Genomic DNA, 25,898 nt, shown 5'->3' on the forward strand with positions numbered 1-25,898 from the left:
GGCGTCAAGCCGGCCCCGCGGCCGGGGCCGTCGCCGTGCGACGCCGCCGCCGACGGTGTGGGCCGGCCATCTCGGCCAGCCCACACCGCACGGTCAGCGACCCGCGCCGGCGCGCCGCTTGTTGTAGACGTCGAAGGCCACGGCGACGAGCAGCACCAGGCCCTTGACCACCGACTGCAACGACTGGTCCACGCCCATCAGCTGCATGCCGTTGCTCATCACCGCCATGATGAGACCGCCCACCATCGCGCCCACCACGGTGCCGACGCCACCGGTGACCGCCGCGCCGCCGATGAAGGCCGCGGCGATCGCGTCCAGCTCGAACATGTTGCCGGCCGCCGGCTGGGCGCCATTCGACCGCGAGGAGAAGATGATCCCCGCCACGGCGGAGAGGAAGCCCATGTTGACGAAGATCCAGAAGTTGACGGTACGGACCTTCACCCCGGACAGCATCGCCGCGGAGAGGTTGCCGCCGATCGCGTACACCTGCCGGCCGAAGACGGTCCGGCGGGTGAGCAGGCCATAGACGAGCACCAGCGCGGCGAGAATGATCAGCACGATCGGCAGGCCGCGGGCGTGGGCCAACTGCCAGGCGAAGTACATGACCACCGCGCCGACCAGCGCCATCCGCGCGACGAAGAGCGCGAACGACTCGACGGGCTGCTGGTAACGGATCCGCGCGACGCGGGTACGGAAGCAGCTGACCACATAGCCAGCCACCGCGATGGCGCCGATGAGCAGGGTGAAGGCGTCGTAGCCGTCGCCACCGATCAACCCGTTGAGGAAGCCGGCCGCGATCTTGTTGTACTCGGCCGGGAACGGCGACAGCGAGATGTTGTCCAGCACCCGGAGGGTGAGGCCACGGAACAGCAGCATGCCCGCCAGGGTCACGATGAAGGCGGGGATGCCGACGTACGCCACCCAGAAGCCGTGCCAGGCGCCGACCGCGAGCCCGACGGCCAGCGCGGCCAGCACGCCGACCCACCACGGTTGGCCCTGTCTGATGACGACCACGGCGGAGACCGCGCCGGTGAGCGCGACCACCGAGCCGACCGACAGGTCGATGTGCCCGCCGATGATCACGATGACCATGCCGATCGCGAGCACCAGGATGTACGAGTACTGCAAGACGATGTTGGTGATGTTGCCCGGACTCAGCGAGAGGCCGTCGGTGAGGAACGCGAAGAGCGCGACGATGACGACGAGGGCGACGAAGATGCCGCTCTGCCGCAGGTTGTTCATGATCAGCGTACGAGGGTCGCTGGTGCCCACGTGCAGTGCGGCGGCGGGAGCGCTCTCGGTCGGCGTGCCCGGCGCGGCCGAGGAGGGCTTGGTGCTGGTCATCCGACGGGTTCCTTCTCCTTCGCCATGAGTTCCATGAGCTTCTCCTGGGTCGCCTCACCGACCGGCACCACACCGGTGATCCGGCCCGCCGACAGCGTGTAGATGCGGTCGCACATGCCGAGCAACTCGGGCAGCTCGGAGGAGATGATGATGACCGCCTTGCCGTCGGCGACCAACCGGTTGACGATCGTGTAGATCTCGAACTTCGCCCCCACGTCGATGCCGCGGGTCGGCTCGTCCAGGATCAGCACGTCCGGGTCGGTGAACAGCCACTTCGACAGGACGACCTTCTGCTGGTTGCCACCGGAGAGCTTGCCGACCAGGGACATCACGCTCGGCGCCTTGATGTTCATGTCACGCCGGCTCATCTCGGCGACCTTGATCTCCTCGTTGTCGTGCACCCAGCCGAATCGCGCAAGCTTGCGCAGCCCGGCGGAGGAGACGTTACGGCGGATGTCCTCGATGAGGTTGAGCCCGAAGCGCTTGCGGTCCTCCGTCGCGTACGCGATGCCGTTGCCGATCGCCTCCGCGACGGAGCGTGCCTTGATCTCCCTACCGTGCATGTACAGCCGGCCGGTGATGTCCCGGCCGTACGACCGGCCGAAGACGCTCATGGCCAGCTCGGTGCGCCCGGCCCCCATCAGCCCGGCGATGCCGACCACCTCGCCGGCGCGTACGTCGAGGCTGGCGCCGTCCACGACGAACCGGTCCTGGGTCGGGTGCCGCACCGACCAGTCCGCGATTCGCAGCACCTCGTCGCCCGGCGCGGAGACCCGGTCGGGATAGAAGCTGTCCAGGTCGCGCCCGACCATGCCGCGGATGATCCGCTCCTGGGTCACCTCGCCGGAGCCCATGTCGAGCCGCTCCACCGTCCGCCCGTCCCGCAGCACCGTGGTCGAGTCGGCGATGGCGGTGATCTCGTTGAGCTTGTGCGAGATCATGATGCAGGTGATGCCCTGGTCGCGGAGCCGGCGCATCAGGTCGAGCAGGTGCGCCGAGTCGAGGTCGTTGAGCGCGGCGGTCGGCTCGTCGAGGATGAGCAGCCGGACCTTCTTGGAGAGCGCCTTGGCGATCTCCACCAGTTGCTGCTTGCCGACACCGAGCTGGACGACGGGGGTGACCGCGTTCTCGTGCAGCCCGACCGACGAAAGCAGCGCCGCCGCTTCGGCGTTGGTGCGGTTCCAGTCGATCAGGCCGCTGCGGCCACGGCGCTCGTTGCCGAGGAAGATGTTCTCGGCGATCGACAGGTACGGCACCAGGGCGAGTTCCTGGTGGATGATGACGATGCCGTGGTCTTCGCTGTCCCGGATGCCGCGGAAGTGCACCGGCTCGCCGTCGAAGAGGATCTCGCCGTCGAAGCTGCCGGACGGGTAGACGCCCGACAGCACCTTCATCAGGGTGGACTTGCCGGCGCCGTTCTCGCCGCAGATGGCGTGGATCTCCCCGCGGCGCACGGCGAGCGAGACATCCTGGAGCGCCGCCACCCCGGGGAACGTCTTGGTGATGTGACGCATCTCGAGGATGTTGTCGTCCATGCTCACCGTCCTGAGCGTCTAGTTCGTCGTGTCTGGAGGGTAGTCAATGCGAGGCGGGCGCCGGGCCCCGCGACGGCCGCCGCAGCCGAGCCCGGCACCGCGCCGTCAGCTCTTGGCCTGGCCGGCGGCGACTTCCTCGGCGGTGTAGTAACCGGAGTCGATCAGGATCGGCTTGATCTCGTCCTTGAACACGGTCTGCACCGGCAGCAGGTGCGACGGGACGACCTTGACCCCGTTGTTGTAGGTGCTGGTGTCGTTGGCCTCCGGCGTCTTGTCCTGGAGGAACGCCTCGGCGGCGACCACGGCCTGGTCGGCGAGGAGGCGGGTGTCCTTGAAGATGGTGGAGTTCTGGACCCCGTCGTTGATCAGCTTGACCGACGCGATCTCGGCGTCCTGCCCGGTCACCACCGGCATCTTGTTGGCTCCACCGTAACCGGCGTTCTGTAGGGCGGTGAGGATGCCGCGGGACAGGCCGTCGTACGGCGACAGCACTCCGTCGACCTTGCTGCGGTCGTTGTAGCTCGACGTCAGCAGGTCCTCCATCCGCTTCTGCGCGCCCTCCTGCTGCCAGCGCAGGATCGCCACCTGCTCGATCTTGGTCTGCCCGGACTTCACCTTCAGCGTGCCGTCGTCGATGAAGGGCTTGAGGGTGTCCATCGCGCCGTTGAAGAAGAAGTGCGCGTTGTTGTCGTCGAGCGATCCGGCGAAGAGCTCGATGTTGAACGGCCCGGTCGCGGTGCCCTTCGAGCCGTCCTTGTTCTGCACACCGAGGCCGACCAGCAGTGCGCTGGCCTGCGCGACGCCCACCTTGTAGTTGTCGAAGCTGACGTAGAAGTCGACGTTCGGGCTGTCCCGGATGAGCCGGTCGTAGGCGATGACCGGGATCTTCGCGTCCGCCGCCGCCTGCAACTGTCCACTCAGGGCGGTGCCGTCGATCGCCGCGATGATCAGCACGTCGGCGCCCCGCGTGATCATCTGGTCGACCTGCTGGGACTGGGTGGGGATGTCGTCACCGGCGTACTGGAGGTCGACCTTGTAGCCCTTGGCCCCCAACTTCTCCTTGACCGCGTTGCCGTCGGCGATCCACCGCTCGGAGGTCTGGGTCGGCATCGAGACACCGATGGTCAGGTCGGCGGGCTTGTCACCGCCGTTCCCACCGCTGCCGGCCCCATCGCCACTGCAAGCCGCCATGCTCAGCGCCAGCACGGCGCTACCGAGAACGGCCAGGACTCTTCTGCTCACTGGCTTCCCCAATCTGGAACTAGCGCCGTCAGACGCCTGCGCGGGTCGCACTTGGACGCCAAACGTTAGCGCTCACATAGCCAGCGTCAACACCGCGATCGAAATCCGGCGGTCACGGTCTCGTAACGAACAAACCGCTCCTCCGATCGGCCAGGTTGCCGCAGGTCAGAGCGGTGGAAACGCAGCGACATCAATGGGTTGCCCGGGCCGGATCGTCGACATTCATCGACAGGCACGGATTGGTCGGGGTCGGGCGTCGACGACGGACCGCAACCGGACCGGCACATCCCGCGACACCCACACCGGACCGCCCCGCGCAGCCCGACCGTCCTGACGCACCACCGTGTCCCCGGCCCGGCGGCGTCGGCCCGGAAGCCGACCGGCTCGGCCGGCGGTGTCGGAGCCACCCACGGCCGCGGGGCGCGGCGGATCCCCGGTAGGGTCGTGGTGTTGCCGTGGCCGGCTCTCACCGGCAACGGTCCGTCGCCTGTGGAGGCTCTGTTGGAACGAATGGGACCGCGGACCAGGCGGGTCGTCGACCGGGTCAACTCCGCCGTCGTGGCGCTGCGCTCCGCTCCGCTGCTGGGCCGTCTGCTCAGCCGGGGCCTGACGGTCGTCACGTACACCGGCCGCCGCTCGGGCCGCACCTTCAGCACGCCTGTCGGCTACCGACGCACCGGCGAGACCATCACGATCAAGGTCATGATGGCGGACTCGAAGAACTGGTGGCGGAACTTCCTCGGCGACGGCGCTCCGATCGCCCTGCAACTCGACGGCGTCAACCGGACCGGGCACGCGGTGGCTCGACGCGACGGACAGGGACGCGTGAGCGTCACCGTACAACTGCACCAAGCCTGAGCCGGGCCAGTATCGGCGACGTTCGCCGCCGCGACCACGCTGACCTCTCCGATCCAGATCCGGCACCACGAGGGAACAGCACCCCGCGCGGCGCCGCTCCCACGATCTGAGCGAGCGTCCGGGAATCCGGTGAGACAGCTACGCCGCGTCACCGGTACCGGACGACGGCGCGGTTGCCCTCGGCCGTCCTTTGCGCTGCCTCAACCCACGCAGCAGCAGCCGAGCAGCACCAACCCGCCAGCCCCGGCCCACGGAACCAACGCCCACTGAGGTGCGCACCCGGGATCGTGGACAGTCACCATTCGCCCACGGAACAGCACTACTCCCCCAGGCAGTCCCGGACCGCTGCGCTGAGCCGGTTGGCGCGCTCGTCGTCGATGCCGCCCATCTGGTTGACCACGTAACCGAAACCGACCTGGTGGGTGTCGTCGCCGAAGGCGAGGTGCCCACCGGCGCCGTCGTGGCCGAAGCTGCGTACGCCGAGCATCGGGCGCGGCACCGAGTGGACGAGGAAGCCGGTCCCCCACCGGTGTCCCGCATCCGGGTCCCCGTACACCTGCTGGCCGGCGGCCCGGACCACGATGGCGTCGTCGACGTGCGCGGTGGCGAGCCGGCGCGGGCCGTCCACCTCGGAGACGCAGGCGGCGTAGAGGCGGGCCAGCCCCTCGGCCGTGCTGACCGCGCCCGCGCCCGGGATCTGGGCGGCCTGTATCGCCGGGTCGTTGAAGCTGACCAGGCCGTCGTCGTCGGCGGGGAAGGCGAACGCGCCGCCCATGGTGATCCCGCGTTCGGCGACCGGGTGGCTGGCCGGGCCGGGGTCGCCGATCGGGGCCAGCATCCAGGCGACCGCGCCGCGTTCGGCGGCCGGCAGGCCGATCCAGGTACGCAGGCCCAGCGGCTCGCCGAGGGCCCGGGCGAAGTAGACGCCGGGCAGCTCGCCGGTGATGCGGCGGATCACCTCACCGATCAGCCAGCCGTAGGTGATCGGATGGTAGCTGTGCGCCGTGCCGGGCCGCCACAGCGGGGTCTGCGCCTCGATCGCCGCGATCACCGGGTCCCAGGCGAGCACTTCCTCCCGGGTGAAGGGCTTGTCCAGGGCCGGCAGTCCGGACTGGTGGGTGAGCAGCCACCGTACCGGGATCTCCGCCTTGCCGTGCTGGCCGAACTCGGGCCAGTAGCGGACGACCGGGGCGTCCAGGTCGAGCCGGCCCTCCTGCACCAGCCGGTACGCGCAGATCGCCATGATCCCCTTGGTGACGGAGAAGACGACCGCGGGCGTGTCGGCGGTCCAGGGGCGGCCGGACCGGGGATCGGCCAGCCCGCCGTACAGGTCGACGACCTTGCGGCCGGCCCGGTAGACGGAGACCGCCGCGCCCACCTCGCCGTGGTGGGCGAAGTTGTCCCGGAACACGTCGGCGACCCGGCCGAAGCCGTCGTCGGCGACCCCGTGGATCTGACTGTCGATCAACCCGCTATCCCTTCACGGAGCCTTGGCGGAGGGCCTTGATGAACTGCCGTCCCCCACTGACCCTGGAACGCGCCGAGCGCACCGGCCATCGTACGTCTGGTGGCATCGCCGACCATAACTATGGCGAGCTGGTCGGCGAACCCACCGGCCCGATCACGGTCCACCACGACCGCACCGCCGGCCCGGTGACGGCCACTCCCTAGCGCGTTACGCGTACCACGACGTTGCCGACCTTGTGGCCGGTGTCGACGCGGCGATGGGCGTCGGCGATGCCCGCCAGGTCGTAGATCTGGTCGAGCACGACGGTGATCTCGCCGCGGGCGACGAGACCGAGCAGGAGGTCGAAGTCGCTGACCCGTTCGGGCGCGGCTCCGGCCACCACGTTGCCGCGCGCCCGCAGGGTCTCCCCCAGGCCCGCCACGACGAGCAGCAGCACGCCCCGGGTGCTGAGCAGCCGCCGACCGGAGTCGATCGGCAGGTTGCCGACCGCGTCCAGCACGACGTCGAACCGTTCGGTGGTGGCGGCCAGGCCGCCGTCGGCGTAGTCGATGACCCGCTCGGCGCCCAGCTTGCTGACCAGTTCGGCGTTTGCCGCGCTGGTCACCGCGGTCACCGTCGCCCCGAAGTGCCGGGCGAGCTGGACGGCGTTCGTGCCGATCGCACCGGACGCGCCGTTGACCAGCACGGAGGCGCCCGGGCCCAGGCCCGCCTTGTCGCGCAGGAAGAACAGCGCCGTGCTGCCGCCGAAGAGCAGCCCGGCGGCGTCCTCGTGGGTGACCTCGGCGGGCTTGCGGGCGAGCCGGTCCGCCCGCACCGCCACGTACTCGGCGTGCGCGCCGAGGCTGAGGCCGGTCATGCCGCACACCTCGTCACCGGGGGCGACGTCACCGACCCGGGAGCCGACCTGCTCGACGACGCCGGAGAAGGAGCCGCCCAGGGTCGGGCGGCGGGGCCGGACGACGCCGAACATCAGCCTCGCCGGGACGCCGAACCCGGCCGGGAACCGCGCGCCCCGGATCCGCGAGTCGGCCGAGGTCACCGCCGACGCCCTGACCCGCACCAGCACCTCGCCAGCGCCCGGTACCGGCCGGGCGACCTCGGCGACGCGTACCACGTCGGGCGTGCCGTATCGATCCATGACTGCTGCCAGCACCGGGCTCTCCTTACGCTCGTAAGTCTGGTTGGATGGTAACCTTACGACCGTAAGTCGGCAATCAGGACCGGAGAAACGTTTGTGATGGCCCGTCGCCCAGCGCTCAGCCACGACCGCATCATCGAGGCGGCGGTCCGGGTCGCCGACCGGGGCGGGATCTCCCAGGTGAGCATGCGCAACGTCGGCAAGGAGCTCGGTGTCGAGGCGATGTCGCTCTACCACCACCTCGCCGGCAAGGACGCGTTGCTCGACGGCCTGGCGAACTGGATCTTCACGCAGATCGAGCTGCCCGACCCGCAGCGGCCGTGGCGGCCGGCGATGGCCGAACGCGCCGAGTCGAGTCGGCGCGCCTTGTCCCGGCATCCCTGGGCCCTGGGTCTCGTCGAGTCGCGCCGCTCACCCCTGCCGGCGCTCCTGCGGCACCACGAGACCGTGCTCGCCTGCCTGCGACGCAACGGCTTCCCGGTCACCCTGGCGTCACACGCGTTCTCGGCGATCGACGCCTACGTGTACGGCTTCGTGCTGACCGAGCTCAACCTCCCGTTCGAGGCCGACGGGGGAGCGGACGGGTTCGTCGACGAGATCCGACACGCGCTGCCGGCCGACGAGTACCCACACCTGGTGGAGATGATCACCAACCAGGTCGTCGGCCGGAACTACAGCTACGGCGACGAGTTCGGGTTCGGTCTCGACCTCATCCTCGACAGCCTCGAACGGCACCTCGCCGGTCAGCGGCTGCCGGAGGACCCCCGGGCGGGCGAGGCGGATCCCAGACCGCGATCCGGCCCGGCAGAGCCTGGTCCGGACGCCGGTGTTGTGTCCGGACCAGGCGCCAACGCCGCCGGCCGTCGGCTGGGCCCGCCGTAGCCGCCGCGCTGCTCTCCGGCCGCCGGCATGACGTCGTGACCGGTTCCGGCCCCCGGCGGCTGCGCGACGCCGGGGCACCGGACCGGCCGGTCAGGAACCGGCCGGGACCCGGGCCGCGAGCGGGCGGCCGACGAGCCGGCGCAGCGCCAGGTAGCCCACGCAGCCGAGGCAGAGGTCGAACGCGGCGTTGAGAAACGCCGCAGCCAGGGCCGCGCCCGTCGCGACCAGGGCGAGCACCGGCAGTCCGGCGAGCTGGCCGACCAGCGCCGCCCCGACGAAGACCAAGCCGACCACCTGCGCGAACCGGACCGGAGCGGCCGGTTCCAGCTCGCTGGGCGGGGCGAGTCGCGGAGCGACGAGCGTGCGGTAGAGCAGCCCGTACGGGCCGAGGCGGGGGTTGGCCGCGGTGATCGCGAAGACCACGGCCTGGACGAACAGCAGCGGGGTTCCGCCGCCGAGCAGGGCGGCGGCGAGCACGACGGTGGTGACGGCCGCGGCGAACCGGGGCGCACGAGGATCGAGAAGCATGGCGATTCCTGGGGGCTTGGGCACGGCGGGCCGGGTGGCCGGCACCGGCACGGAGGGATGTACGGAAACGGTCAGCGGCGACGGTCGGGGCGACAGAGGCTGGCCGCCAGCCGGCCATGGTCCACCGTCCGGCGGCGGGTGAGCGCCACGGCCCTCACCGGGTCACCCCGGCGGTCAACTCGCGCAACGCCGTGGCCAGCTGACCGGCGTCCGGCACCCCGGAGACCCGCCGGACGACCCGACCGCCGGCATCCACCAGCAACACCGTCGGCGTACGCCAGATGCCCAGTTCACGCGCGGCGTCGAGGTGCTGCTCGGCATCCACCTCCAGCAGACGCACCCCGCTGACGGTGGCGGTGACCCGGTCCAGGACCCGTCGGGTGGCCCGGCAGGGCGCGCAGACGGCCGAGGAGAACTGCACCAGCGTCGGCCCGCCGGCGACGACGCCGAGGCCAGCGAGCGCGGCGGAGGGACCAGCGGCCGGCGACGACGACACGGCTCGGATCCGCCCGTTGCGCCGGCTGTGCCACACGCCGACGACGGTGGCCGCCAGCAGCACGCCGGCCAGCACCACCGCCCTGATCAGCCCGGGGTCTCGCACCGCTCTAGCTTGCCACGCCGTGGTGGCGGGCCGCCTCCGCCACCTGCCTGGTGTTAAGAGGGGGCCCTGCTCTACAGCAGGCGTTAACAGGGGGCCCTTCCTTCTCAGAGCCATTGTTTGGCGAGGAGGTCGTAGGAGGTTGCGCGGTCGGCGGGGTCGTGGGTGATGGTGGTGACGAGCAGTTCGTCGGCGCCGGTGACGTCGCGCAGGGTCCGCAGCAGCGCGGCCACCGTCTCCGGCGAACCGACGAACTGGGTGTCCACCCGGTCGGCGACCAGATCCTGATCCGCGTCGGTCCAGGGCTGCCCGGCGACGTCCTCGGGCCGGGGGAACGGGATCGCCCCCTCGCCGGTGCGGATGCTGCGTACCCAGGTCGGGTAGGGGGCGGCCAGCCGCCGGGCCGCGTCGTCCGTGGCGGCGACCACCACGTCGGCGGAGACCATCACGTAGGGCTGGGCGAGCACCGGCGACGGCTGGAACGCCGCCCGGTAGGCGCTCACCGCGTCGAGCACGGAGGCGGGGCTGACGTGGTAGTTGGCGGCGAAGGGCAGGCCCAGCGTCCCGGCGAGCTGGGCGCTCTCCCCGCCGCTGCTGCCGAGCAGCCAGACCTGTAGGTCGGCGCCCTCCCCCGGCGTCGCGTGCGCGTCGAGCCCGTCGGCGTCGCGGTAGTCGCCCCGGATGAGGGCGAGGATGTCGGCGACCTGCCCGGCGAACGGCGGCGGTACCGCGCCGGGCTGGTGCAGCAGGGCGCTGGCCTGGGCGAACCTCGGTGAGGCGAGCACCTGCGCGTAGGCGAACGGCGGCGGGATGAGCAGGCCGTCGACCACCCGCGCCGGTGCTGGAACCGGTGCAGACTGCGCCTGGACCGCCTCGACCCGGCGCTGGCCGGAGCGACCGATCCCGAGGTCGATGCGGCCGGGATGAAGGGCGTCCAGGGTGCCGAACTCCTCGACCACGGACAGCGCGGTGCGGTGACCCACCTGGACCGCGCCGGAGCCGACCCGGATGGTGCTGGTGGCGGCGGCGACCTGCCCGATGAGTACCGCCGGGGCGGAGCTGGCCACCCCGCTGGCGAGGTGGTGTTCGGCCAGCCAGTACCGGTGGTAGCCGAGGTCTTCGGCCCGGCGGGCCAGATCGACGGTGGCGCGCAGCGCGTCGCCGGCGGTGCGCCCGGCGCTCACCGGGGCGAGGTCGAGCACGGACAGCGGGGTGGGTGGCATGGCGCTTCCTAACTTCACTCAGGCCGTCACGGCGGCGGACGACGGGGGGCGCAGAGGGCGGCTGGGTATCTCCCGGCGCAGCACGGGCGCGATCTCAGCCTGGAAGAGTTCCAGGCTCGCCCGGTGCTCCGCGTCGGTGAGCCCGTCGCGGTCGGTCGGTAGATGGATCACCTCGTGACCGAGCGCCGCGTGATAGCGCGACACCTTGTCGATGATCTGCTGCGGGCTGCCGACCAGGATCGAGCTGCGTTCCACGGCGTCCTCCAGGGTCGGGAAGACCGGTGCGACGCCCAGCCGGCGGAACGCCTCCAGGCGGGCCTGATAGATGGGCCGGTAGGTGTCGATCGCCTCCTGCGAGGTGCGGGCGGCGTAGAACCCGGCGGTGCCGGCGCCGACCAGCGCGTCGGCGGGATCGTGGCCGTAGTGGACCCAGCGGTCCCGGTAGTGCCGGACGAGTTCCGCGTAGGGCTCGACGGGGTTGGTGACATTGGCGGAGAAGATCGGATCACCGTGGCGGGCGGCGAGGTCGACCGAGTCCCTGCTGGTGGCGCTGCCGTGCCAGACCCGGATGGGCTGTTGCAGCGGTCGGGGCCAGGTTTCCGCCTCGGTCAGCGACGGCCGGTACCGGCCCGTCCAGGTCACCCTCTCCTCCCGCCAGAGCCTACGGAACAGCTCGTATCCCTCGCGGTTGCGGTCCCACTGGTCGGCGGGGGTGACGTGGAACAGCTGGGCCTGGGCGGTGCCGTTGCCCTTGCCGATGATCAGTTCCAGCCGGCCGCCGGAGAGATGGTCGAGGGTGGCGTAGTCCTCGTAGGCGCGTACCGGGTCGAGCAGGCTCAGCGTGGTGACCGCGGTGAAGAGCCGGATGGTGCTGGTCTTCGCGGCGATGTGGCTGAGCACCACCGGGGGCGAGGAGGAGATGAAGGGCCGTTCGTGCCGTTCGCCGACGCCGAAGCCGTCGAAGCCGAGTTCCTCGGCGAGCACCGCGCCCTCGACGACGTCGCGGAACCGTTCGGTGGTGCTGCGCAGCCGGCCGGTGACCGGGTCGGGCAGGTGCGCGATCAGGGTGATCAGCAGGAACTTCATGCCACTGCCTCCGCGCGGACCGGTCGGGCCGCCGGCAGGCCGAGGTGCTCGCGCAGCGTGGCGCCGGTGTACTCGGTCCGGAAGACGCCGCGCTCCTGGAGCAGCGGAACCACCTGGTCGACGAACTCGTCCAGGCCGCCGGGGGTCAGGTGGGGCACCAGGATGAAGCCGTCGGCGGCGTCGGCCTGCACGAAGTGGTTCATGCGCTCGGCGACCTCCCCTGGCGTGCCGACGAACGACTGCCGACCGGTGACCTCGATGACCATGTCCCGGATACCGAGGTTCTTCTCCTCGGCCAGCGCGCGCCACCGGTGGGCGGTCGCGACCGGGTCGTCGAAGAGGCGGGTCCGCCCCTTGCTGATCGAGTCGTCGGAGACCTGCGGGTCGTCGGTGGGCAGCGGGCCGTCCGGGTCGTAGCCGGACAGGTCCCGATTCCAGAGCTGTTCCAGCAACAGGATCGCCGTCTGCGGGGAGACCTGCTGGCGGCGGATGTGGGCGGCCCGTTCCTGGGCCTCGGCGGCGGTGGCCCCGAGCACGAAGGTGACCCCAGGGATGATCTTCAGTTCGTCGGCTGCCCGGCCGTGCCGGGCCAGGCGCGACTTCACGTCCCGGTAGAACTCCTGGCCGTCCTCCAGCGTGCCGTGCCGGGAGAAGATCGCGTCCGCGCTGCCGGCGGCGAACTCCCGGCCCTCCGGTGAGTCGCCGGCCTGGAGGATCACCGGGTGCAGCTGCGGGCTGCGGGGCACGGTGAAGTGTCCGGAGATGTCGAACTGGTCGCCCCGGTGGGCGAAGGCCCCGGCCTCGGCGGTGGCGAGGTAGCGACCGGCGGCGCGATCCCCCACCACCGCGTCCGGCTGCCACGACTCCCACAGCTCCCGGGCGGTACGCACGAACTCCGCGGCCCGCTGGTAGCGCAGCGACCGGTCCAGGTAGCCGCCCCGGCGGAAGTTCTCCCCGGTGAAGGCGTCCGAGGTGGTGACCACGTTCCAGGCGGCCCGGCCGCCGGAGAGGTGGTCGAGGCTGGCCAGTTGCCGGGCCAGCTCGTACGGCTCCCGGTAGGTGGTGTTCAGGGTGCCGGCCAGCCCCAGGTGGGTGGTGACCGCGGCGAGGCCGGCCAGCACGGTCAGCGTGTCCGGCCGGCCGACGACGTCCAGGTCGTGGATCCGGCCGCGCTGCTCACGCAGCCGCAGTCCCTCGGCGAGGAAGAAGAAGTCGAACTTGCCCCGCTCGGCGGCGCGGGCCAGGTGCACGAAGGAGGCGAAGTCGATCTGGCTGCCGGACTCGGGGTCGCTCCACACGGTGGTGTTGTTCACGCCGGGGAAGTGCGCGGCGAGGATGATCTGCTTGGGCATGGCGGTCTCCTCAGGTCAGGCGGGCGACGCGGCGGCGAAGCGGTTGGCCGGTCGGGCCAGGCCGAGCAGGTCGCGCAGGGTCCCGCCGGGATAGCGGGTGCGGAACAGAGCCCGGTCCCGCAGCGCCGGCACGAGGGCGCGGGCGATCGTGGTGAGGTCGTCGGGCAGCACGGCAGGGCGCAGCCGGAAGCCGTCCACGCCGGACCGACGCCAGTCGGCGAGCAGGTCGGCCAGCAACGTGGGGGTGCCGGTGAAGACGGCCGCGTCCGAGACGTGCTCCGCGCCGTCGAGGCCGTCGAGGCGGTCCCGTCGCCGGCGGGCCAGCGTGGGCGTCTCGTCGAGCAGCACCACGAGGTCGGCGAGGATCCGCAGCGGTGGGCCGGTACGTCCGGCGGCGGTCTCGGCGGCACGTACCTCGGCGACGATCGCGGCGGCGTGGTCGGCGTCGGACGGCGTGACGAAGACGATGTCGGCCTGCGCCGCAGCGAACGCGTACGCGACCGGCACGTGGGCCAGCGCGGCGACCGGCGGCTGGCCCTGCGGCGGCCGGGGCACGATGGACGGTCCTTTCACCGCGAACCACCGGCCCGTGAAGTCGGCGTAGTGCAGCCGTTCCCGGTCGACGAACCGGCCGGTCGCCACGTCCCGGATCACCGCGTCGTCCTGCCAGCTGTCCCAGAGCCGGCGGACCACCTCGACCGCGTCGGCGGCCTCGGCGAACAGCTCCTCGACGAGCCGCGCGGTGGCCGGGTCGTCGAGCCGACGCAGGTCGATCGGTGGCACGTCCCGCCGGCCGAAGTGCCGGGCCTCGGCCGGCGTGGCCGAGACGCGGGGGCGCCAACCGGCCCGTCCGCCGCTGACGTAGTCCAGGGTCGCCACGGCCGTGGACACGTGGAACGGCTCGGTGTGCGTCACGCTGGTCGTCGGGACCAGCCCGACGTGCCGGGTCGACGGGGCGATCCGGGCCGCGATCTGGACCGCGTCGAGGCGTCCCCGGAGCTGGTCGGTACGGCCGTCGGGGCCGTCGGGCCGGGACGACTGCACCGCGAGACCGTCCTCGATGGTGAGCAGGTCCAGCGTGCCGCGTTCGGCCTCGGCGGCCAGGTCGAGCCACCACCGGGCGGTCAGCGGCGCGGTGGGTTCGGCCGGGGAGAGCCGCCAGGCGGCGGGGTGCCAGCCGAGACCGTCGAGGGCGACGGCGAGATGCAGGGTGGAGTCGGGCACGGGTGGGCCTCCTACGGTCGGCCGGTGGTGACGAGCGCCGGCAGCGCGGCGATCAGCGAACGGGTGTGGTCGTGCCGGGGGTAGTTGAAGACGTCGCCGACCGGGCCCTGCTCGACGACCTCGCCGTCCTGCATGACCAGCACCCGGTCGGCGAGGTGGTGCACCACGCCGAGATCGTGGGAGATGAAGAGCAGGGCGGTGCCGTCGACCGCCCGCAGGTCGGCGAGCAGGTCGAGGACCTGGGCCTGGACGGAGACGTCGAGCGCGGAGACGGGTTCGTCGCAGACGAGCAGGCTGGGGCGGGGGGCGATGGCGCGGGCGATGGCGACCCGTTGCCGCTGCCCGCCGGAGAGCCCTCGGGGGTGGCGGCCGAGCAGGTCCGGACCGAGACCGACCCGCCGGAGCAGGCCGACGACGTGGTCGAGCCGGTCGGCCCGGGGCAGGCTCGGGTCGAGGTTCTCGGCCACCACCCGCCCGACGGTCCAGCGGGGGTCGAAGGAGCCGAGCGGATCCTGCGAGATCACCTGAAGCCGGCGGCGACGAGGGCGACGGGTCCGCTCCGGCACCCCACTCCAGCGCTCACCCTCGAAGGTGACCGTGCCGGTGTCGGCATCGAGCAGGCCGGCGACGATCCGGGCCACCGTGCTCTTGCCGGAACCGGATTCGCCGACCAGCCCGAGCGTCTCGCCCCGGGCGACGGCGAGGCTGACGTCCCGCACGACGGTGTGCCGACCGTACCTCTTGACCAGCCCGATCGCGTCGAGAACCGGGTCGCCACGGCGGACCTCCGGTCGGGGCGGCAGCTCGACCCGGGCAGCACCGGCGCTGGCGGCGAGCCGCCGGCCGCGCGACGACGCCGACGGCACCGCGCCGAGCAGTTGCCGGGTGTACGGGTGCTCCGGTGCCCGCAGCAGCCGAGCGGTGGGCCCCTCCTCGACGACCTGCCCGTCCCGCATGACCAGGACCCGGTCGGCGATCTGGGCGACCACTGCGAGGTCGTGGCTGATCAGCAGCAGGCTCAGCCCGGCGGCCCGCCGCTCGGCGAGCAGGTGCAGGATCTGCGCCTGCACGGTGACGTCCAGCGCGGTGGTGGGCTCGTCGGCGATCAGCAGGGCCGGCTCCCCGGCCAGCGCCGAGGCGATCAGCGCGCGCTGCCGGAGGCCGCCGGAGAGCTGGTGCGGGTACTGCCGGGCCCGCCGGTCGGGTTCCGGCACGTGCACCAGGTCGAGCAGATGGCGGACCCGGCCGGCGCGTTCCCGACGGCCGACGATGCCGTGGGTGGCCAGCACCTCGGCGATCTCGGCACCGACGGTGCGCAGCGGGTCCAGGGAGACCAGGGCGTCCTGGAGGACCAGCCCGGCGAACCGGCCGCGCAACCGCCGCCAGTCCCGGGGGCGGTGCCCGCGTACGTCGATGCCGGCGAGTTCCAGTCGGGCGGCGTGCACCCGGGCGCCGGGGCCGGCGAGACCGACCAGGGTACGCGCGGTCACGCTCTTGCCGGAGCCGGACTCCCCGACGACCGCCACGCACTCGCCCGCCTCGACGGTGAGGCTGACCCCCCGCACGGCGGCGACCTCGCCGGTCGGGGTGTCGAAGGTGACGTGCAGGTCCTCGACCGCGACCAGCGGGCCGCCCATCAGCGCTGCCGCCCGTCGAGGCGGGCCTGCCAGTGCCGGCCGAGGGCGGTGAGCGACACCACGGTCGCGGTGACCGCGAGGCCGGGCAGGACGCTGATCCACCAGGCCACCTGGAGGTAGTTGCGTCCCTCGGAGAGCATCGCGCCCCACTCCGGTGACGGTGGTTGCGGCCCCAGGCCGAGGAAGCTCAGGCCGGCGGCGATGATGATCGCCTCGCCGAGCCCGATCACGACGAGCACCGGGACGGGGCCGATCGCGTTGGGCAGCACGTGCCGCAGCACCAGCCGGGGCCGGGACAGTCCGAAGGTGACGGCCTGTTCGACGTAGCCGGAGCGGCGTACCAGCAGGGTCTGTCCCCGGACCACCCGGGCGAAACGGGGCAGGGCGGCGAGGCCGATGGCGCCGATCAGGCTCGCCGTGCCCGGGCCGGCGACGGCGATGAACAGCAGTGCGAGCAGCAGGATCGGGAACGCCGAGAGCGCGTCGAAGGAGCGGCTGAGCGCCTCGTCGGCGAGCCGGTGCAGCAGCCCGGCGAGCAGGCCGAGCAGCACCCCGGCGGTGACCGCGACGGCGGTCGCGGCGACTCCGATGGTGAGCGAGTGCCCGGCGCCGTGCACCACCCGGGTCCAGACGTCCCGCCCCAGCTGGTCGGTGCCGAACCAGTGCCCGGAGTCCGGTGGGGACAGCACCCGCAGCGGGTCGGCGGCGAGCGGGTCGCCGGGGGCCAGGGCGGCTGGCCAGACCGCCGCCACGAGCAGCACGGCGAGGTACGCCCCGGCGGCGAGCAGCCCGATCCGGGGCCGGCGGCGACGGCCGGCCGCGGGTGCCGCCGACTCGGCGGCGGGGGTGCGGCGGACGGCGCCGGCCGGTACGCCGCCGAACGTCACGGTCATCGTCAGCTCCTTCGCAGCCGCGGGTCGACGATCAGGTACGCCAGGTCGGCGGCGGTGCTGACCACCACGTAGACGGCGGCGGAGAGGGTCACCACGGCCAGCACCACCGGCATGTCCTTGCTGGTCACCGCCGTGAGGGTGACCTGGCCCAGGCCGGGGCGGCCGAACACCTGCTCGACGATGACGGCGCCGCCGAGCGCCGTGCCGAAGAGCCAGCCGGCGAGGGTGACCGCCGGCAGGGTGGCGTGCCGCAGCGCGTGCCGCAGCAGTACCGCCCGCTCCCGCAGTCCGCGCGAGCGGGCGGTGAGCACGAACGGCTCCTCCAGGGCCCGGTCGATGCCGTCCCGGAGCACCTGGGCGAGCAGCCCGGCGATCGGCAGGGCGAGGGTGACCGCCGGCAGGACCAGCGCGGCGAGGCCCTGGTCGCCGGCGACCGGGAACAGCCCGAACCGGAACGACAGCACGCTGAGCAGCACGATTCCGATCAGGAACGGCGGGGTGGAGACCAGCAGCAGTTCGGTGCCGGAGCTGACCCGGCGCAGCCAGGGCCGGCGGTCGCCGGCGGTGACGACGGCGATGACCAGCGCCAGCAGCACGCCGAGCCCGGCGGCGGTGACCGCGAGGAGCAGCGTCGGGCCGAGCTGCTCGCCGATCACCTCGGCCACCGGCCGCTGCAACAGGTAGGACCGGCCGAGGTCGCCGCCGGCGAGCCGCCACAGGTAGTCGAGGTACTGCAGGACGGCCGGGCGGTCCAGGCCCCACTCGGCGACGATCTCGGCGCGGATCTGCGGGGTGTCCGCCCCGTCGCCGATGATGCTGTCCACGGTCTCCCCGGGCGCGGCCAACAGCACCAGGTAGGCGGCGGTGGCCGCGGCCCAGAGCACGGCCAGGCCGGCGCCGACCCGGCGGATCACCTCCCGCAGTCGCGGCCGTGCCATGTCACTGGCCGATCCACAGGTCGTACGCGCTGGCCGGTACCCCGGCGGTGGGTTCGAACCGGACGCCACCGACGGCGGTGCTGGCGGCGATCTGGTCGGCGGGGGCGTAGAGCGGCAGCGCCAGGGCCTGCTCGGCGACGACCCGCTGTTGCAGGTCGGCGTAGAGGACGGCCCGCCGGGCCGGGTCGGCGGTGGCCTGCCCCTGCTCCAGCAACTGGTCGACACGCGGGTCGTTGGCCCGGGTCCGGTTGATGCCGCCGCCGGAGTGCAGCAGCAGGTTGAGCGCCGCCCCGGCGTCGGTGTCGGCCCGCGAGTTGTCGAAGACCTCGTACTCGTTGGTGTCGAAGGCCTCCTGGGCGGTGCCCTGGTCGACCAGGCTGACCTTGAGGTCGATGCCGGCGCTCTGCTTGACGGCGGCCTGCACGGCCTGGGCGAGGACGTCGCGGCGGTCGCGGACGAACGGTGCGGCCTGGAGCAGCCGTACGGTGAGCCGCCGGCCCTCCTTGACCCGGTATCCGTCGGCGTCGCGCCCGGCCCAGCCGGCCTGGTCGAGGAGGCTGTTGGCCTTGGCGGTGTCGCCGCCGTAGCCGCCCTCCAGGCGCTTGTCGTAGAGCGGGCTGGCCGGGCTGACCACGCTCCAGGCCCGGGTGGCGGTGTCCCGGTAGACGGCGGTCAGCACCGTCTGCACGTCGACGGCCTCCCGGAACGCCTGCCGGACCCGCAGGTCGTCGAAGGGTGCCCGGGAGGTGTTGAAGTAGTACGAGTAGGCCGAGCCGGAGTTGAGTTCCCGGGTCAGCCGCAGCCGTGGGTCTGCGGTGACCAGGGGCACGTCGGTGGCGGGTACGCCCTCGACGAGGTGCACCTGACCGGAGGTGAGCGCGCCGACCCGGACCGCGGACTCCTTGAGGAAGCGGTAGGTGATGCCGTCGAGGTGGGCCGGTCCGGTGTGGCGGGCGGTGGGTGGCGCCCAGTCATAGGTGGGGTTGCGGACGTAGCGCAGTTCCTGGCCGGGGACGTACCGGTCGAGGAGGAACGGGCCGGTGCCCGCGACGTCGGTGCCGCCGGCCTTGAGGTTCTTCGCTTCGACCAGGGACCGGGGCGAGACCTGGGCGCCCTGCGGCGAGGCGAGGAAGTCCAGGATCAGCACGTCCGGCGCGCTGAGGACCAGCCGCACGGTACGCGGGTCGACCACCTCGACGGCCTTGAGGTTGCGCAGTTGCACGGCGGCGACGCCCGGTGCGTAGCCGGCCTCGCGGAGCTTGTCGAAGTTGGCCTTGACGGCGGCGGCGTCGAAGGGGACGCCGTCGGTGAAGGTGACCCCGTCGCGCAGCGTCAACGTGTAGGCGAGACCGTCGGGTGCCGCCTGCCAGCCGGTGGCCAGCCACGGGACGAGGTCACCCCGCTCGTCGTAGGCGAGCAGCGCCTCGAAGCTGTTCCACACCAGCAGACGGGCCTTGGCCTGGGCATACTGGTGCGGGTTGAGCGTGATCGGCTCGGTCTCGATCGCCCAGGTGACGGTGCCGCCGGAGCGGGGCTGGCCAGCGGCCTCGGCGGACGGCGCGGCGGTGCTGGCACAGGCGGTGACGAGCAGCAGCAGGGGTAGGGCGACGGCGAGGGCGGGTGAGCGGCGGACGGGCATGGCGAACTCTCCTGTCCATTCAGGCAGAAGGGGTACGACGGCGTCCCGGCCGGCACGGTGCTGCGGGCCGCCGCTTCGATGCGGGTGCCGTCGTGATGGTCGACGCAGGCGGTGAACCGCTCCGGTCAGGCGGCTATCCGCCCGGCCCAGCCGTCGGAGCCGGCCGCCAGGCCGGTGTAGCGACCCCGGTGGTAGAGCAGCGGCGAGCCGGTGTCCGGGCTCCGCACCAGTTCCGGCTCGGCCAGCACGATGGCGTGACTGCCGACGGTCACCCGGTCGACCACCCGGCAGAGCAGCCAGGCGAGGGTGCCGTCGAGAATCGGTACCCCCTCGGGCCCGGTCAGCCAGCGGGTCGGCGCGGCGAACCGGTCGATCCCGCTGGTGGCGAAGGTGCGCGCGAGCTCCTGCTGGTGCTGGGCGAGCAGGTGCACCCCCACGTGCCGGGCGGCGGCCACCGTGGGCCAACTGGACGAGTCGAGGTTCAGGCAGAACGACACGACCGGCGGCGACAGCGACACCGACGTGAAGGACGTGGCGGTGAAACCGACCGCGGGCGGTCCCGGCGCCGTGACCACGGTGACGGTGCTGGCCTGGTGGCGCAGCAGGGTCCGGATCTCCTCGGCGTTGGCGTCGACGGGCGGTTGAACGTTGGTGGGCGGGGTCATGGGTCCTCCCGGGGGCGGTCGGAGGTGGCTAGGGCTGGGCGGGGAGATCCGCCGCCAGCCGCTCGTACGGGATCTGTTCGCCGGCCTCGATGGCGATCGGCAGCCGGTTCTCCGCCGGTGGCAGGGGGCAGGTCGCGAAGTCGGTGTAGGCGCACGGCAGGTTGATGGCCCGGTTGAAGTCCAGCGTCACCCGGCCCTGCTCGTCGGGCGGGTCGATCGCCAGGGCCCGGTTCGCGGCGTACGTCGTCACACCGGAGGTCCCGTCGGTGAACAGCACCGACAGGCTCCCCGGTGACCTGCCGTTGAACGCGGTCAGCCGCAGCGGCACACCGTCCACGGCAAACTCGACCGCACCCGGCGCGTCGTACACGTGTTGAAGCCCTTCCACCGCCGCGCCGACCCGGGTCGGCCGCGCGGTGTCGAACGGCACGAACCGTCCGGACAGGACCCAGCGGGTGGTCGGCGGGTACGCCGGGGTGCCCCGGTAGCCGGTGCGCAGCGGGTGCTCCGGGCGGCGTGGCCGCAGGATGTCGTATCCGCCCCGACGGGCGATCTCCAGCACGCCGCCGTCGATGCCGACGGTGATGCCGTCGCGTTCCTCGATCGGGCCGAACTCGTGACGGCCGGTCACCGGCCGGTCGTCGACGACGACCAGTTCGCCGTCGGCCAGCGAGACGACCACGCCGCGCGGTCCGCTGTGCCACTGCCCCGGCACGCCGGGGAAACGCCGGGGACGCGCGGCGAGCCAGTGCAGTCCGGTCACCGCGAGGAACCCGTGCGGGTCGGCCAGGGCCCGCTCGTGGTGGTCGTGCCATTCCTGCCATTCCCGGACGAACGTGTCGGGCTGCCGGTCGCCGCCCTCGGACGCGCCGGCCGACGATGCCACGGCTGCCGCGTGCGGGTGGGTGCGGGTCATGTCGGGATTCCTTCCCGTCGAAGGTGGACGCTGCGGGCGCGACGTGGCTGCGGCGGCCCGTGCGGGTGGGCGGTCGCGGCACGACAGGGCTGGCGGCCGGGGGCGATGAGCCGGGACCCGGTCGGTTGGATGGATGGGACGTCGACCAGGACGCGACCGCGGCCGTCGAGAGATGGAGGTGACGCGTCGACGCGGCGGGCCACGGTGGCCGCGGCGGCGGGACGTGTCGCGACGGTGTTCCGGTGTCACCTCACCCAGCGTCAGGCAAGGATCGAGGGGGTTCAGCGGGTTCGGTCGCTCGGTGGCGCCGTCGGACTCAACAGGCGCTGCTACACACCCGGAGGAAGTCGACGAAGCGGCGCCGAACGAGACGCGTGCTCCGGTACATGCCAGGACCGTAGCGCGGTGTTCGCGCCGAGTCACCCTGACTGTGACTGCGCTCACAGGCCCTTCCCTCCCCTGGACGGACCACTCGACGCCGCCCGAAAGAGCAGCTCAACCACGGTCCACCAGCGACGGTCCACGACCCACCCCCGAGTGCCGGCCGACGAGAGCACGACGATAAACTCTACTCAGCCGGTAGGTTATATAGGTATTGTGAGCCCATCGGCCCGGTGTGACAAGGAGGTGTCCATGACGACAAGCGTCGCGCCGCTCGCGCCGGGGCTGCACGCCGACCCCGCGCCCGTCGAGTTACGCCAGGTCGGACGGGCCTTCACCGGACGCCGCGGCAGGCACCACGTGCTCCGCGACGTCACATTGCGAATCGCCGCCGGGGAGGTGGTGGCGCTGCTCGGCGCCTCCGGCTGCGGGAAGTCGACCCTGCTCCGGCTCGTCGGCGGGCTCGACCAGCCGAGCGCCGGTGAGATCCGCGTCGACAGCCACCCGGTGCGCGGGGTGGAGTCGCGTACCGCGATGGTCTTCCAGGATCCCCGCCTGCTGCCGTGGCGGAGCCTGGCCGGCAACGTGGCCTTCGGCCTCTCCCCCGGCCGCGACCGCGCGAGCGCCCGCGCCGACGTGCGGCAGTGGCTGGAGGTGGTCGGGCTGGCCGCCTTCGCCGAGCACCGCCCCCGGCAGGTCTCCGGCGGGATGGCCCAGCGCACCGCGCTCGCCCGGGCGCTCGCCCGCCGGCCCGGCGTGCTGCTGCTCGACGAGCCCTTCGCCGCCCTCGACGCCCTCACCCGGCTACGCATGCAGGACCTCGTCGAGCAGGTGCAACGGGCCGCCGGCACCACGGTGCTGCTGGTTACCCACGACGTCGACGAGGCGCTGCGGCTGGCCGACCGGATCGTCGTGCTCGGCCCCGTCGGGCCGGCCGGGCCGGGGTCGACGATCCAGCTGATCACCACGGTTCCGGGGGCCCGACCCCGGGACCGCAACCTCTCCGCCCTGGCCACCCTGCGTACCGAACTACTCGACCGCCTCGGCGTACCACGTGAAGGAGACCGAACCCCATGAGGAAGACGGCCGCTGTCGTGCTGACCGCTGCCCTGCTGCTGCTCACCGGCTGCGTGGCCGGCGAGGACACCGACGGCTCGTCCGCCACCGGCACGACCCAGCTACGCCTCGACTACGCGTACTGGAACCCGGCGAGCCTGGTGCTGCGCGAGCAGCGCTGGCTGGAGGACGACCTCGCCGACGACGGGGTGTCGGTCAGCTGGTTGCAGTCCGCCGGCAGCAACAAGGCCAACGAGAACCTGCGCGCCGCCGCGCTCGACATCGGCTCGACGGCCGGCGTCGCCGCGCTGGTGGCCCGGGCCAACGGCTCCCCGATCAAGACCATCGGCGTGTTCAGCCAGCCGGAGTGGGCCGCCGTCGTGGTGGCCAAGGGCTCCCCGATCACCTCCGTGCAGCAGCTCAAGGGCCGCAAGGTCGCCGCGACCAAGGGCACCGACCCGTACTTCTTCCTCTTGCAGGCGATCGACGAGGCCGGGCTGACGCCGAGCGACGTCACGGTGGTCAACCTCCAGCACGCCGACGGCAAGACGGCGCTGGAGCGGGGCGACGTCGACGCCTGGGCCGGCCTCGACCCGCACATGGCCCAGACCCAGGTCGACGCCGGCTCCACGCTGCTCTACCGCAACGTCGCCTTCAACACCTACGGCGTGCTCAACGCCCGCGAGGAGTTCATCTCCGCCCACCCCGAGCTGGTGCAGGAGGTGGTGAACGCCTACGAACGAGCCCGGCAGTGGATCGTCGAGCACCCCGACGAGGCGGTGGCGCTGCTGGCCCGCGAGTCGAAGGTCTCCCCCGAGGTGGCCCGGGTCGTCCTCGCCGAACGCACCCGGTTCGACGTCGATCCGGTGCCGGGAGCGGCGCAGCAGCAGGTCTTCGCGCGGGTGCTGCCCATCCTGGTCGCCGACGGCAACGTACGCACCGACGCCGAGGCCCGCACGGCGCTGGAGAGCATCTTCGAGCCGCGCTTCGCCCAGGCCCGGCCCAAGCCGTGAGCGCGAGCAGTCCGGTGGCGGTCGAGCCACCGCCGACCCACCCGGCCGAGACGCCGGAGCCGGTCGCCGCCGGTCGCCGTGGCCCCGCCCGGTTCGGGTACGCCGTCGCCGGTCTGCTGCTCCCGCTCGCCCTGCTCGCCGGCTGGCACCTGCTGGCCGTCTCCGGCGGCTACTCCCGGGCCCAGCTGCCGCCGCCGTACGACGTGCTGCTGGCGCTGCGGGAACTGATCTCCCGGGGCGAGCTGTGGCAGCACCTGGCGATCAGCGTGCAGCGGGTGCTGCTCGGCTTCACCGCCGGCTCCGCCGCCGGTCTGCTGCTCGGCGGCCTGGTGGGACTCTCCCGGGCCGCCCGTTCGCTGTTCGGCCCGACCGTCCAGGCGGTCCGGGCCATCCCGTCCCTGGCCTGGGTGCCGTTGCTGCTGCTCTGGTTCGGCATCGGCGAGACGCCGAAGATCACCCTGGTCGCGATCGGCGCGTTCTTCCCGGTCTACACCACCGTCGCCGCCGCCCTCTCCCACGTCGACCCGCACCTGGTCGAGCTGGGGCGGGCGTACGGGCGCACCGGGGTCCGGCTGCTCGGCACGGTGCTGCTGCCCGCCGCCACGCCGCCGGTGCTGGCCGGCCTGCGCCTGGCCATGGCGCAGTCCTGGCTCTTCCTGGTGGCGGCCGAGTTGATCGCCTCGTCGATGGGGCTGGGCTTCCTGCTCATCGACAGCCAGAACACCGGCCGCACCGACATCATCCTGCTCGCCATCGTGCTGCTGGCGGTGCTGGGAAAGCTCGCCGACACCCTGCTCGGCCTCCTGGAACGCCGGATTCTCGCAGCCTGGACCTGACCTCGCCGCGCCGCTCAGCACCGGGGGCGGCCGCGGTCGCGGCCCGGAGCAGCGGAACGACCAGCTGGCGGCGCCGGGCCGGCCAGCGGCGTGGCCGGCCCGGCGAGCGACACTCACCGCCGGGGCGCGGTCTCCGGCTCCGGGATCCGCTGGGCGGGGATCGCGGCCGTGGTCACGGTCAGCCCGTCCGGCAGCCCCGAGACCGTGGCGTGCCCGGCGGCGTCGACGGTGACCCCGAGTTCGGCGTCGGCGACCCGCAGGCCGGTCACCGACACCGCGCCGAAGCCCGGACCGGCCAGCGGCGCCACGCGTACCGTGCCGGCGGGCACGTCGGGGTAGACGCCGGCGGCGACGTGCAGCAGCGACACCGCGGCGGCGGCCGACCAGGCCTGCGGACGGCAGGCGGCCGGGTACGGCACGGGACGGCCGAGCGCGTTGCGGTCATCGCCGCCGTGCAGCTCCGGCATCTGGTAGTCGAACGCCTCGGCGGCGGCCAGCAGCCCGTCGGCCAGGCGCAGGGCGGGCTCGTGGAACCCGGCGCGGGCCAGTCCGGCGAGCACGATGGCGGTGTCGTGGGTCCAGACCGAGCCGCAGTGGTACGACAGCGGGCTGAAGCCGGCATCGTGGGTGGACATCGTACGCAGCCCGAACGCCCCGGAGAGCGCGTCGCCGCCGAGCAGCCGGGCGACCTGTGCCTGCTCCTCGCCGTCGAGCAGGCCGGTGCCGAGCAGATGGCCGATGTTGCTGGTCAGCGAGTTGACCGGGCGCTTGTCGCGATCCAGGGCGAGGGCCGGTTGAGGGCCCTCCGGACCGTCCACCCAGTAGGCGGCCCGGAACCGGGCGGCGAGCCGGCCGGCCCACTCGCGCCAGCGGTCGGCGCCCGGCCGGTCGAAGGCGTCGAGCAGGGCGGCTCCGTTGACGGCGGCCTCGTGCGCGTACCCCTGCACCTCGGCGAGGGCGATCGGCGCGGTGGCCAGCCTCCCGTCGCGGAACCGGATGGCGTCGCCGGAGTCCTTCCAACCCTGGTTGGAGAGCCCGTGTCCGGTGCTGTCGACGTACTCCAGTAGGCCGTCGCCGTCGGCGTCGGCGTGGTCGCGTAGCCAGCCGAGCGCGGCGTCCAGGTGCGCGAGCAGCGGCTCGACCTGCTCGGCGGGGAGCCCCCAGCGCCAGGCGTCGTGCAGCAGGTTGATCCAGAGCAGGGTGGCGTCCACCGTGCCGTAGTAGGCGGGCGGCAGCCGCAGGCCCACGTCGGGCAGGCTGACCTCGCCGCGGCGCAGCTCGTGCAGGATCTTGCCGGGCTGCTCGCCGGTGGCCGGGTCGGTGCGCCGGCCCTGCCGCCGGGCCAGCACCCGCAGGGTGCCGGCGGCCAGCTCGGTGCCGAGCGGCAGCAGCATCCGGGCGCCCCAGAGGCTGTCCCGCCCGAAGAGGGTGAGGAACCAGGGCACG

General features: G+C 72.7%; 24 protein-coding genes. 6 read left to right on the top strand and 18 right to left on the bottom strand.

Annotation, left to right across the window (positions count from 1 at the left end; genetic code table 11):
* Window positions 1-93: 93 nt before the first annotated feature.
* From mmsB to chvE, 3 genes are all read right to left on the bottom strand, one after another.
* Window positions 94-1,344 carry a multiple monosaccharide ABC transporter permease gene (gene mmsB / locus ACQPYA_RS17355; RefSeq protein ID WP_433528129.1) on the bottom strand — a complete coding sequence of 417 codons (1,251 nt, stop codon included), beginning with the start codon at window positions 1,342-1,344 and terminating at the stop codon, window positions 94-96.
* The gene (mmsA, locus tag ACQPYA_RS17360) at window positions 1,341-2,879 is read right to left on the bottom strand and encodes a multiple monosaccharide ABC transporter ATP-binding protein (protein WP_433533525.1); all 1,539 of its coding nucleotides are present in this window, start codon (window positions 2,877-2,879) and stop codon (window positions 1,341-1,343) included. The genes mmsB and mmsA overlap by 4 nt, the downstream gene beginning before the upstream one ends.
* A 105-nt stretch (window positions 2,880-2,984) precedes the next feature.
* Entirely contained in the window at window positions 2,985-4,121 is a 1,137-nt protein-coding gene (chvE, locus tag ACQPYA_RS17365) for a multiple monosaccharide ABC transporter substrate-binding protein (protein ID WP_433528130.1), read from the bottom strand.
* A gap of 510 nt (window positions 4,122-4,631) precedes the next feature.
* Between chvE and ACQPYA_RS17370 the strand changes: the two genes are divergently transcribed.
* The gene (locus ACQPYA_RS17370) at window positions 4,632-4,979 is read left to right on the top strand and encodes a nitroreductase/quinone reductase family protein (RefSeq protein WP_433533526.1); all 348 of its coding nucleotides are present in this window, start codon (window positions 4,632-4,634) and stop codon (window positions 4,977-4,979) included.
* Window positions 4,980-5,298: 319 nt separating this feature from the next.
* Here ACQPYA_RS17370 and ACQPYA_RS17375 read toward each other — a convergent pair whose 3' ends face one another.
* Window positions 5,299-6,447, bottom strand: a complete 1,149-nt coding sequence (locus ACQPYA_RS17375; protein WP_433528131.1) for a serine hydrolase domain-containing protein — start codon at window positions 6,445-6,447, stop codon at window positions 5,299-5,301.
* A 38-nt stretch (window positions 6,448-6,485) separates the two neighbouring features.
* Between ACQPYA_RS17375 and ACQPYA_RS17380 the strand changes: the two genes are divergently transcribed.
* Window positions 6,486-6,650 (top strand): hypothetical protein, encoded by a 165-nt coding sequence (locus tag ACQPYA_RS17380; protein ID WP_433528132.1) that lies wholly within the window; start codon window positions 6,486-6,488, stop codon window positions 6,648-6,650.
* Here the strand turns inward: ACQPYA_RS17380 and ACQPYA_RS17385 are convergent.
* The gene (locus ACQPYA_RS17385) at window positions 6,647-7,600 is read right to left on the bottom strand and encodes an NAD(P)-dependent alcohol dehydrogenase (protein WP_433528133.1); all 954 of its coding nucleotides are present in this window, start codon (window positions 7,598-7,600) and stop codon (window positions 6,647-6,649) included. The genes ACQPYA_RS17380 and ACQPYA_RS17385 overlap by 4 nt on opposite strands.
* An 84-nt stretch (window positions 7,601-7,684) precedes the next feature.
* Between ACQPYA_RS17385 and ACQPYA_RS17390 the strand changes: the two genes are divergently transcribed.
* Entirely contained in the window at window positions 7,685-8,467 is a 783-nt protein-coding gene (locus tag ACQPYA_RS17390; RefSeq protein ID WP_433528134.1) for a TetR/AcrR family transcriptional regulator, read from the top strand.
* Window positions 8,468-8,557: 90 nt separating this feature from the next.
* On the opposite strand, the gene ACQPYA_RS17395 is transcribed toward ACQPYA_RS17390, so the two are convergent.
* From ACQPYA_RS17395 to ACQPYA_RS17450, 12 genes are all read right to left on the bottom strand, one after another.
* A complete protein-coding gene (locus ACQPYA_RS17395; protein WP_433528135.1) occupies window positions 8,558-8,995 on the bottom strand; it encodes a DUF4395 domain-containing protein in 438 nt (145 codons plus the stop codon).
* Window positions 8,996-9,149: 154 nt separating this feature from the next.
* Entirely contained in the window at window positions 9,150-9,596 is a 447-nt protein-coding gene (locus ACQPYA_RS17400; protein WP_433528136.1) for a thioredoxin family protein, read from the bottom strand.
* A gap of 104 nt (window positions 9,597-9,700) precedes the next feature.
* Window positions 9,701-10,816 carry an LLM class flavin-dependent oxidoreductase gene (locus ACQPYA_RS17405; protein WP_433528137.1) on the bottom strand — a complete coding sequence of 372 codons (1,116 nt, stop codon included), beginning with the start codon at window positions 10,814-10,816 and terminating at the stop codon, window positions 9,701-9,703.
* 18 nt (window positions 10,817-10,834) lie between these two features.
* Entirely contained in the window at window positions 10,835-11,902 is a 1,068-nt protein-coding gene (locus ACQPYA_RS17410; RefSeq protein ID WP_433528138.1) for an LLM class flavin-dependent oxidoreductase, read from the bottom strand.
* Window positions 11,899-13,254, bottom strand: a complete 1,356-nt coding sequence (locus tag ACQPYA_RS17415) for an NtaA/DmoA family FMN-dependent monooxygenase (protein ID WP_433528139.1) — start codon at window positions 13,252-13,254, stop codon at window positions 11,899-11,901. The genes ACQPYA_RS17410 and ACQPYA_RS17415 overlap by 4 nt, the downstream gene beginning before the upstream one ends.
* Window positions 13,255-13,269: 15 nt before the next feature.
* Window positions 13,270-14,478 (bottom strand): LLM class flavin-dependent oxidoreductase, encoded by a 1,209-nt coding sequence (locus tag ACQPYA_RS17420; protein ID WP_433528140.1) that lies wholly within the window; start codon window positions 14,476-14,478, stop codon window positions 13,270-13,272.
* An 11-nt stretch (window positions 14,479-14,489) separates the two neighbouring features.
* Window positions 14,490-16,115, bottom strand: coding sequence for a dipeptide ABC transporter ATP-binding protein (locus tag ACQPYA_RS17425; protein WP_433528141.1), 1,626 nt, complete (start codon window positions 16,113-16,115; stop codon window positions 14,490-14,492).
* A complete protein-coding gene (locus tag ACQPYA_RS17430) occupies window positions 16,115-17,008 on the bottom strand; it encodes an ABC transporter permease (RefSeq protein ID WP_433528142.1) in 894 nt (297 codons plus the stop codon). Before ACQPYA_RS17430 ends, ACQPYA_RS17425 begins: the two co-directional genes overlap by 1 nt.
* 2 nt (window positions 17,009-17,010) lie before the next feature.
* Window positions 17,011-17,946, bottom strand: a complete 936-nt coding sequence (locus tag ACQPYA_RS17435; protein ID WP_433528143.1) for an ABC transporter permease — start codon at window positions 17,944-17,946, stop codon at window positions 17,011-17,013.
* Window position 17,947: 1 nt separating this feature from the next.
* Window positions 17,948-19,585, bottom strand: a complete 1,638-nt coding sequence (locus ACQPYA_RS17440; RefSeq protein ID WP_433528144.1) for an ABC transporter substrate-binding protein — start codon at window positions 19,583-19,585, stop codon at window positions 17,948-17,950.
* Between the two features lie 125 nt (window positions 19,586-19,710).
* Window positions 19,711-20,250 carry a flavin reductase family protein gene (locus tag ACQPYA_RS17445; RefSeq protein WP_433528145.1) on the bottom strand — a complete coding sequence of 180 codons (540 nt, stop codon included), beginning with the start codon at window positions 20,248-20,250 and terminating at the stop codon, window positions 19,711-19,713.
* A 28-nt stretch (window positions 20,251-20,278) separates the two neighbouring features.
* Window positions 20,279-21,166 (bottom strand): DUF1684 domain-containing protein, encoded by an 888-nt coding sequence (locus tag ACQPYA_RS17450; RefSeq protein ID WP_433528146.1) that lies wholly within the window; start codon window positions 21,164-21,166, stop codon window positions 20,279-20,281.
* Window positions 21,167-21,799: 633 nt separating this feature from the next.
* On the opposite strand from ACQPYA_RS17450, the gene ACQPYA_RS17455 reads away from it, so the two are divergent.
* Genes ACQPYA_RS17455 through ACQPYA_RS17465 form a run of 3 tightly spaced genes read left to right on the top strand, consistent with a single transcriptional unit; the run spans window position 21,800 to window position 24,452 of the window.
* Window positions 21,800-22,624 carry an ABC transporter ATP-binding protein gene (locus ACQPYA_RS17455; RefSeq protein WP_433528147.1) on the top strand — a complete coding sequence of 275 codons (825 nt, stop codon included), beginning with the start codon at window positions 21,800-21,802 and terminating at the stop codon, window positions 22,622-22,624.
* A complete protein-coding gene (locus ACQPYA_RS17460; protein ID WP_433528148.1) occupies window positions 22,621-23,616 on the top strand; it encodes an aliphatic sulfonate ABC transporter substrate-binding protein in 996 nt (331 codons plus the stop codon). The genes ACQPYA_RS17455 and ACQPYA_RS17460 overlap by 4 nt, the downstream gene beginning before the upstream one ends.
* Window positions 23,613-24,452, top strand: coding sequence for an ABC transporter permease (locus ACQPYA_RS17465; protein ID WP_433528149.1), 840 nt, complete (start codon window positions 23,613-23,615; stop codon window positions 24,450-24,452). The genes ACQPYA_RS17460 and ACQPYA_RS17465 overlap by 4 nt, the downstream gene beginning before the upstream one ends.
* Window positions 24,453-24,565: 113 nt before the next feature.
* Here the strand turns inward: ACQPYA_RS17465 and ACQPYA_RS17470 are convergent, their stop codons facing one another.
* Entirely contained in the window at window positions 24,566-25,897 is a 1,332-nt protein-coding gene (locus tag ACQPYA_RS17470) for an amylo-alpha-1,6-glucosidase (protein ID WP_433528150.1), read from the bottom strand.
* Window position 25,898: the final 1 nt, after the last annotated feature.

The sequence above is a fragment of the Micromonospora sp. CA-263727 genome, from assembly GCF_050942455.1.
Classification (GTDB): domain Bacteria; phylum Actinomycetota; class Actinomycetes; order Mycobacteriales; family Micromonosporaceae; genus Micromonospora.

Bases quoted from the DNA above. Each gene is read 5' to 3' on its own strand.
- mmsA (WP_433533525.1), bottom strand. From the start codon at position 2,879: ATGGACGACAACATCCTCGAGATGCGTCACATCACCAAGACGTTCCCC.
- ACQPYA_RS17460 (WP_433528148.1), top strand. From the start codon at position 22,621: ATGAGGAAGACGGCCGCTGTCGTGCTGACCGCTGCCCTGCTGCTGCTC.
- ACQPYA_RS17405 (WP_433528137.1), bottom strand. From the start codon at position 10,816: ATGCCACCCACCCCGCTGTCCGTGCTCGACCTCGCCCCGGTGAGCGCC.
- ACQPYA_RS17415 (WP_433528139.1), bottom strand. From the start codon at position 13,254: ATGCCCAAGCAGATCATCCTCGCCGCGCACTTCCCCGGCGTGAACAAC.
- ACQPYA_RS17430 (WP_433528142.1), bottom strand. From the start codon at position 17,008: ATGACCGTGACGTTCGGCGGCGTACCGGCCGGCGCCGTCCGCCGCACC.
- ACQPYA_RS17440 (WP_433528144.1), bottom strand. From the start codon at position 19,585: ATGCCCGTCCGCCGCTCACCCGCCCTCGCCGTCGCCCTACCCCTGCTG.
- ACQPYA_RS17425 (WP_433528141.1), bottom strand. From the start codon at position 16,115: ATGGGCGGCCCGCTGGTCGCGGTCGAGGACCTGCACGTCACCTTCGAC.
- mmsB (WP_433528129.1), bottom strand. From the start codon at position 1,344: ATGACCAGCACCAAGCCCTCCTCGGCCGCGCCGGGCACGCCGACCGAG.
- ACQPYA_RS17445 (WP_433528145.1), bottom strand. From the start codon at position 20,250: ATGACCCCGCCCACCAACGTTCAACCGCCCGTCGACGCCAACGCCGAG.
- ACQPYA_RS17380 (WP_433528132.1), top strand. From the start codon at position 6,486: ATGAACTGCCGTCCCCCACTGACCCTGGAACGCGCCGAGCGCACCGGC.
- ACQPYA_RS17450 (WP_433528146.1), bottom strand. From the start codon at position 21,166: ATGACCCGCACCCACCCGCACGCGGCAGCCGTGGCATCGTCGGCCGGC.
- ACQPYA_RS17370 (WP_433533526.1), top strand. From the start codon at position 4,632: ATGGGACCGCGGACCAGGCGGGTCGTCGACCGGGTCAACTCCGCCGTC.
- ACQPYA_RS17395 (WP_433528135.1), bottom strand. From the start codon at position 8,995: ATGCTTCTCGATCCTCGTGCGCCCCGGTTCGCCGCGGCCGTCACCACC.
- ACQPYA_RS17390 (WP_433528134.1), top strand. From the start codon at position 7,685: ATGGCCCGTCGCCCAGCGCTCAGCCACGACCGCATCATCGAGGCGGCG.
- ACQPYA_RS17410 (WP_433528138.1), bottom strand. From the start codon at position 11,902: ATGAAGTTCCTGCTGATCACCCTGATCGCGCACCTGCCCGACCCGGTC.
- ACQPYA_RS17455 (WP_433528147.1), top strand. From the start codon at position 21,800: ATGACGACAAGCGTCGCGCCGCTCGCGCCGGGGCTGCACGCCGACCCC.
- ACQPYA_RS17435 (WP_433528143.1), bottom strand. From the start codon at position 17,946: ATGGCACGGCCGCGACTGCGGGAGGTGATCCGCCGGGTCGGCGCCGGC.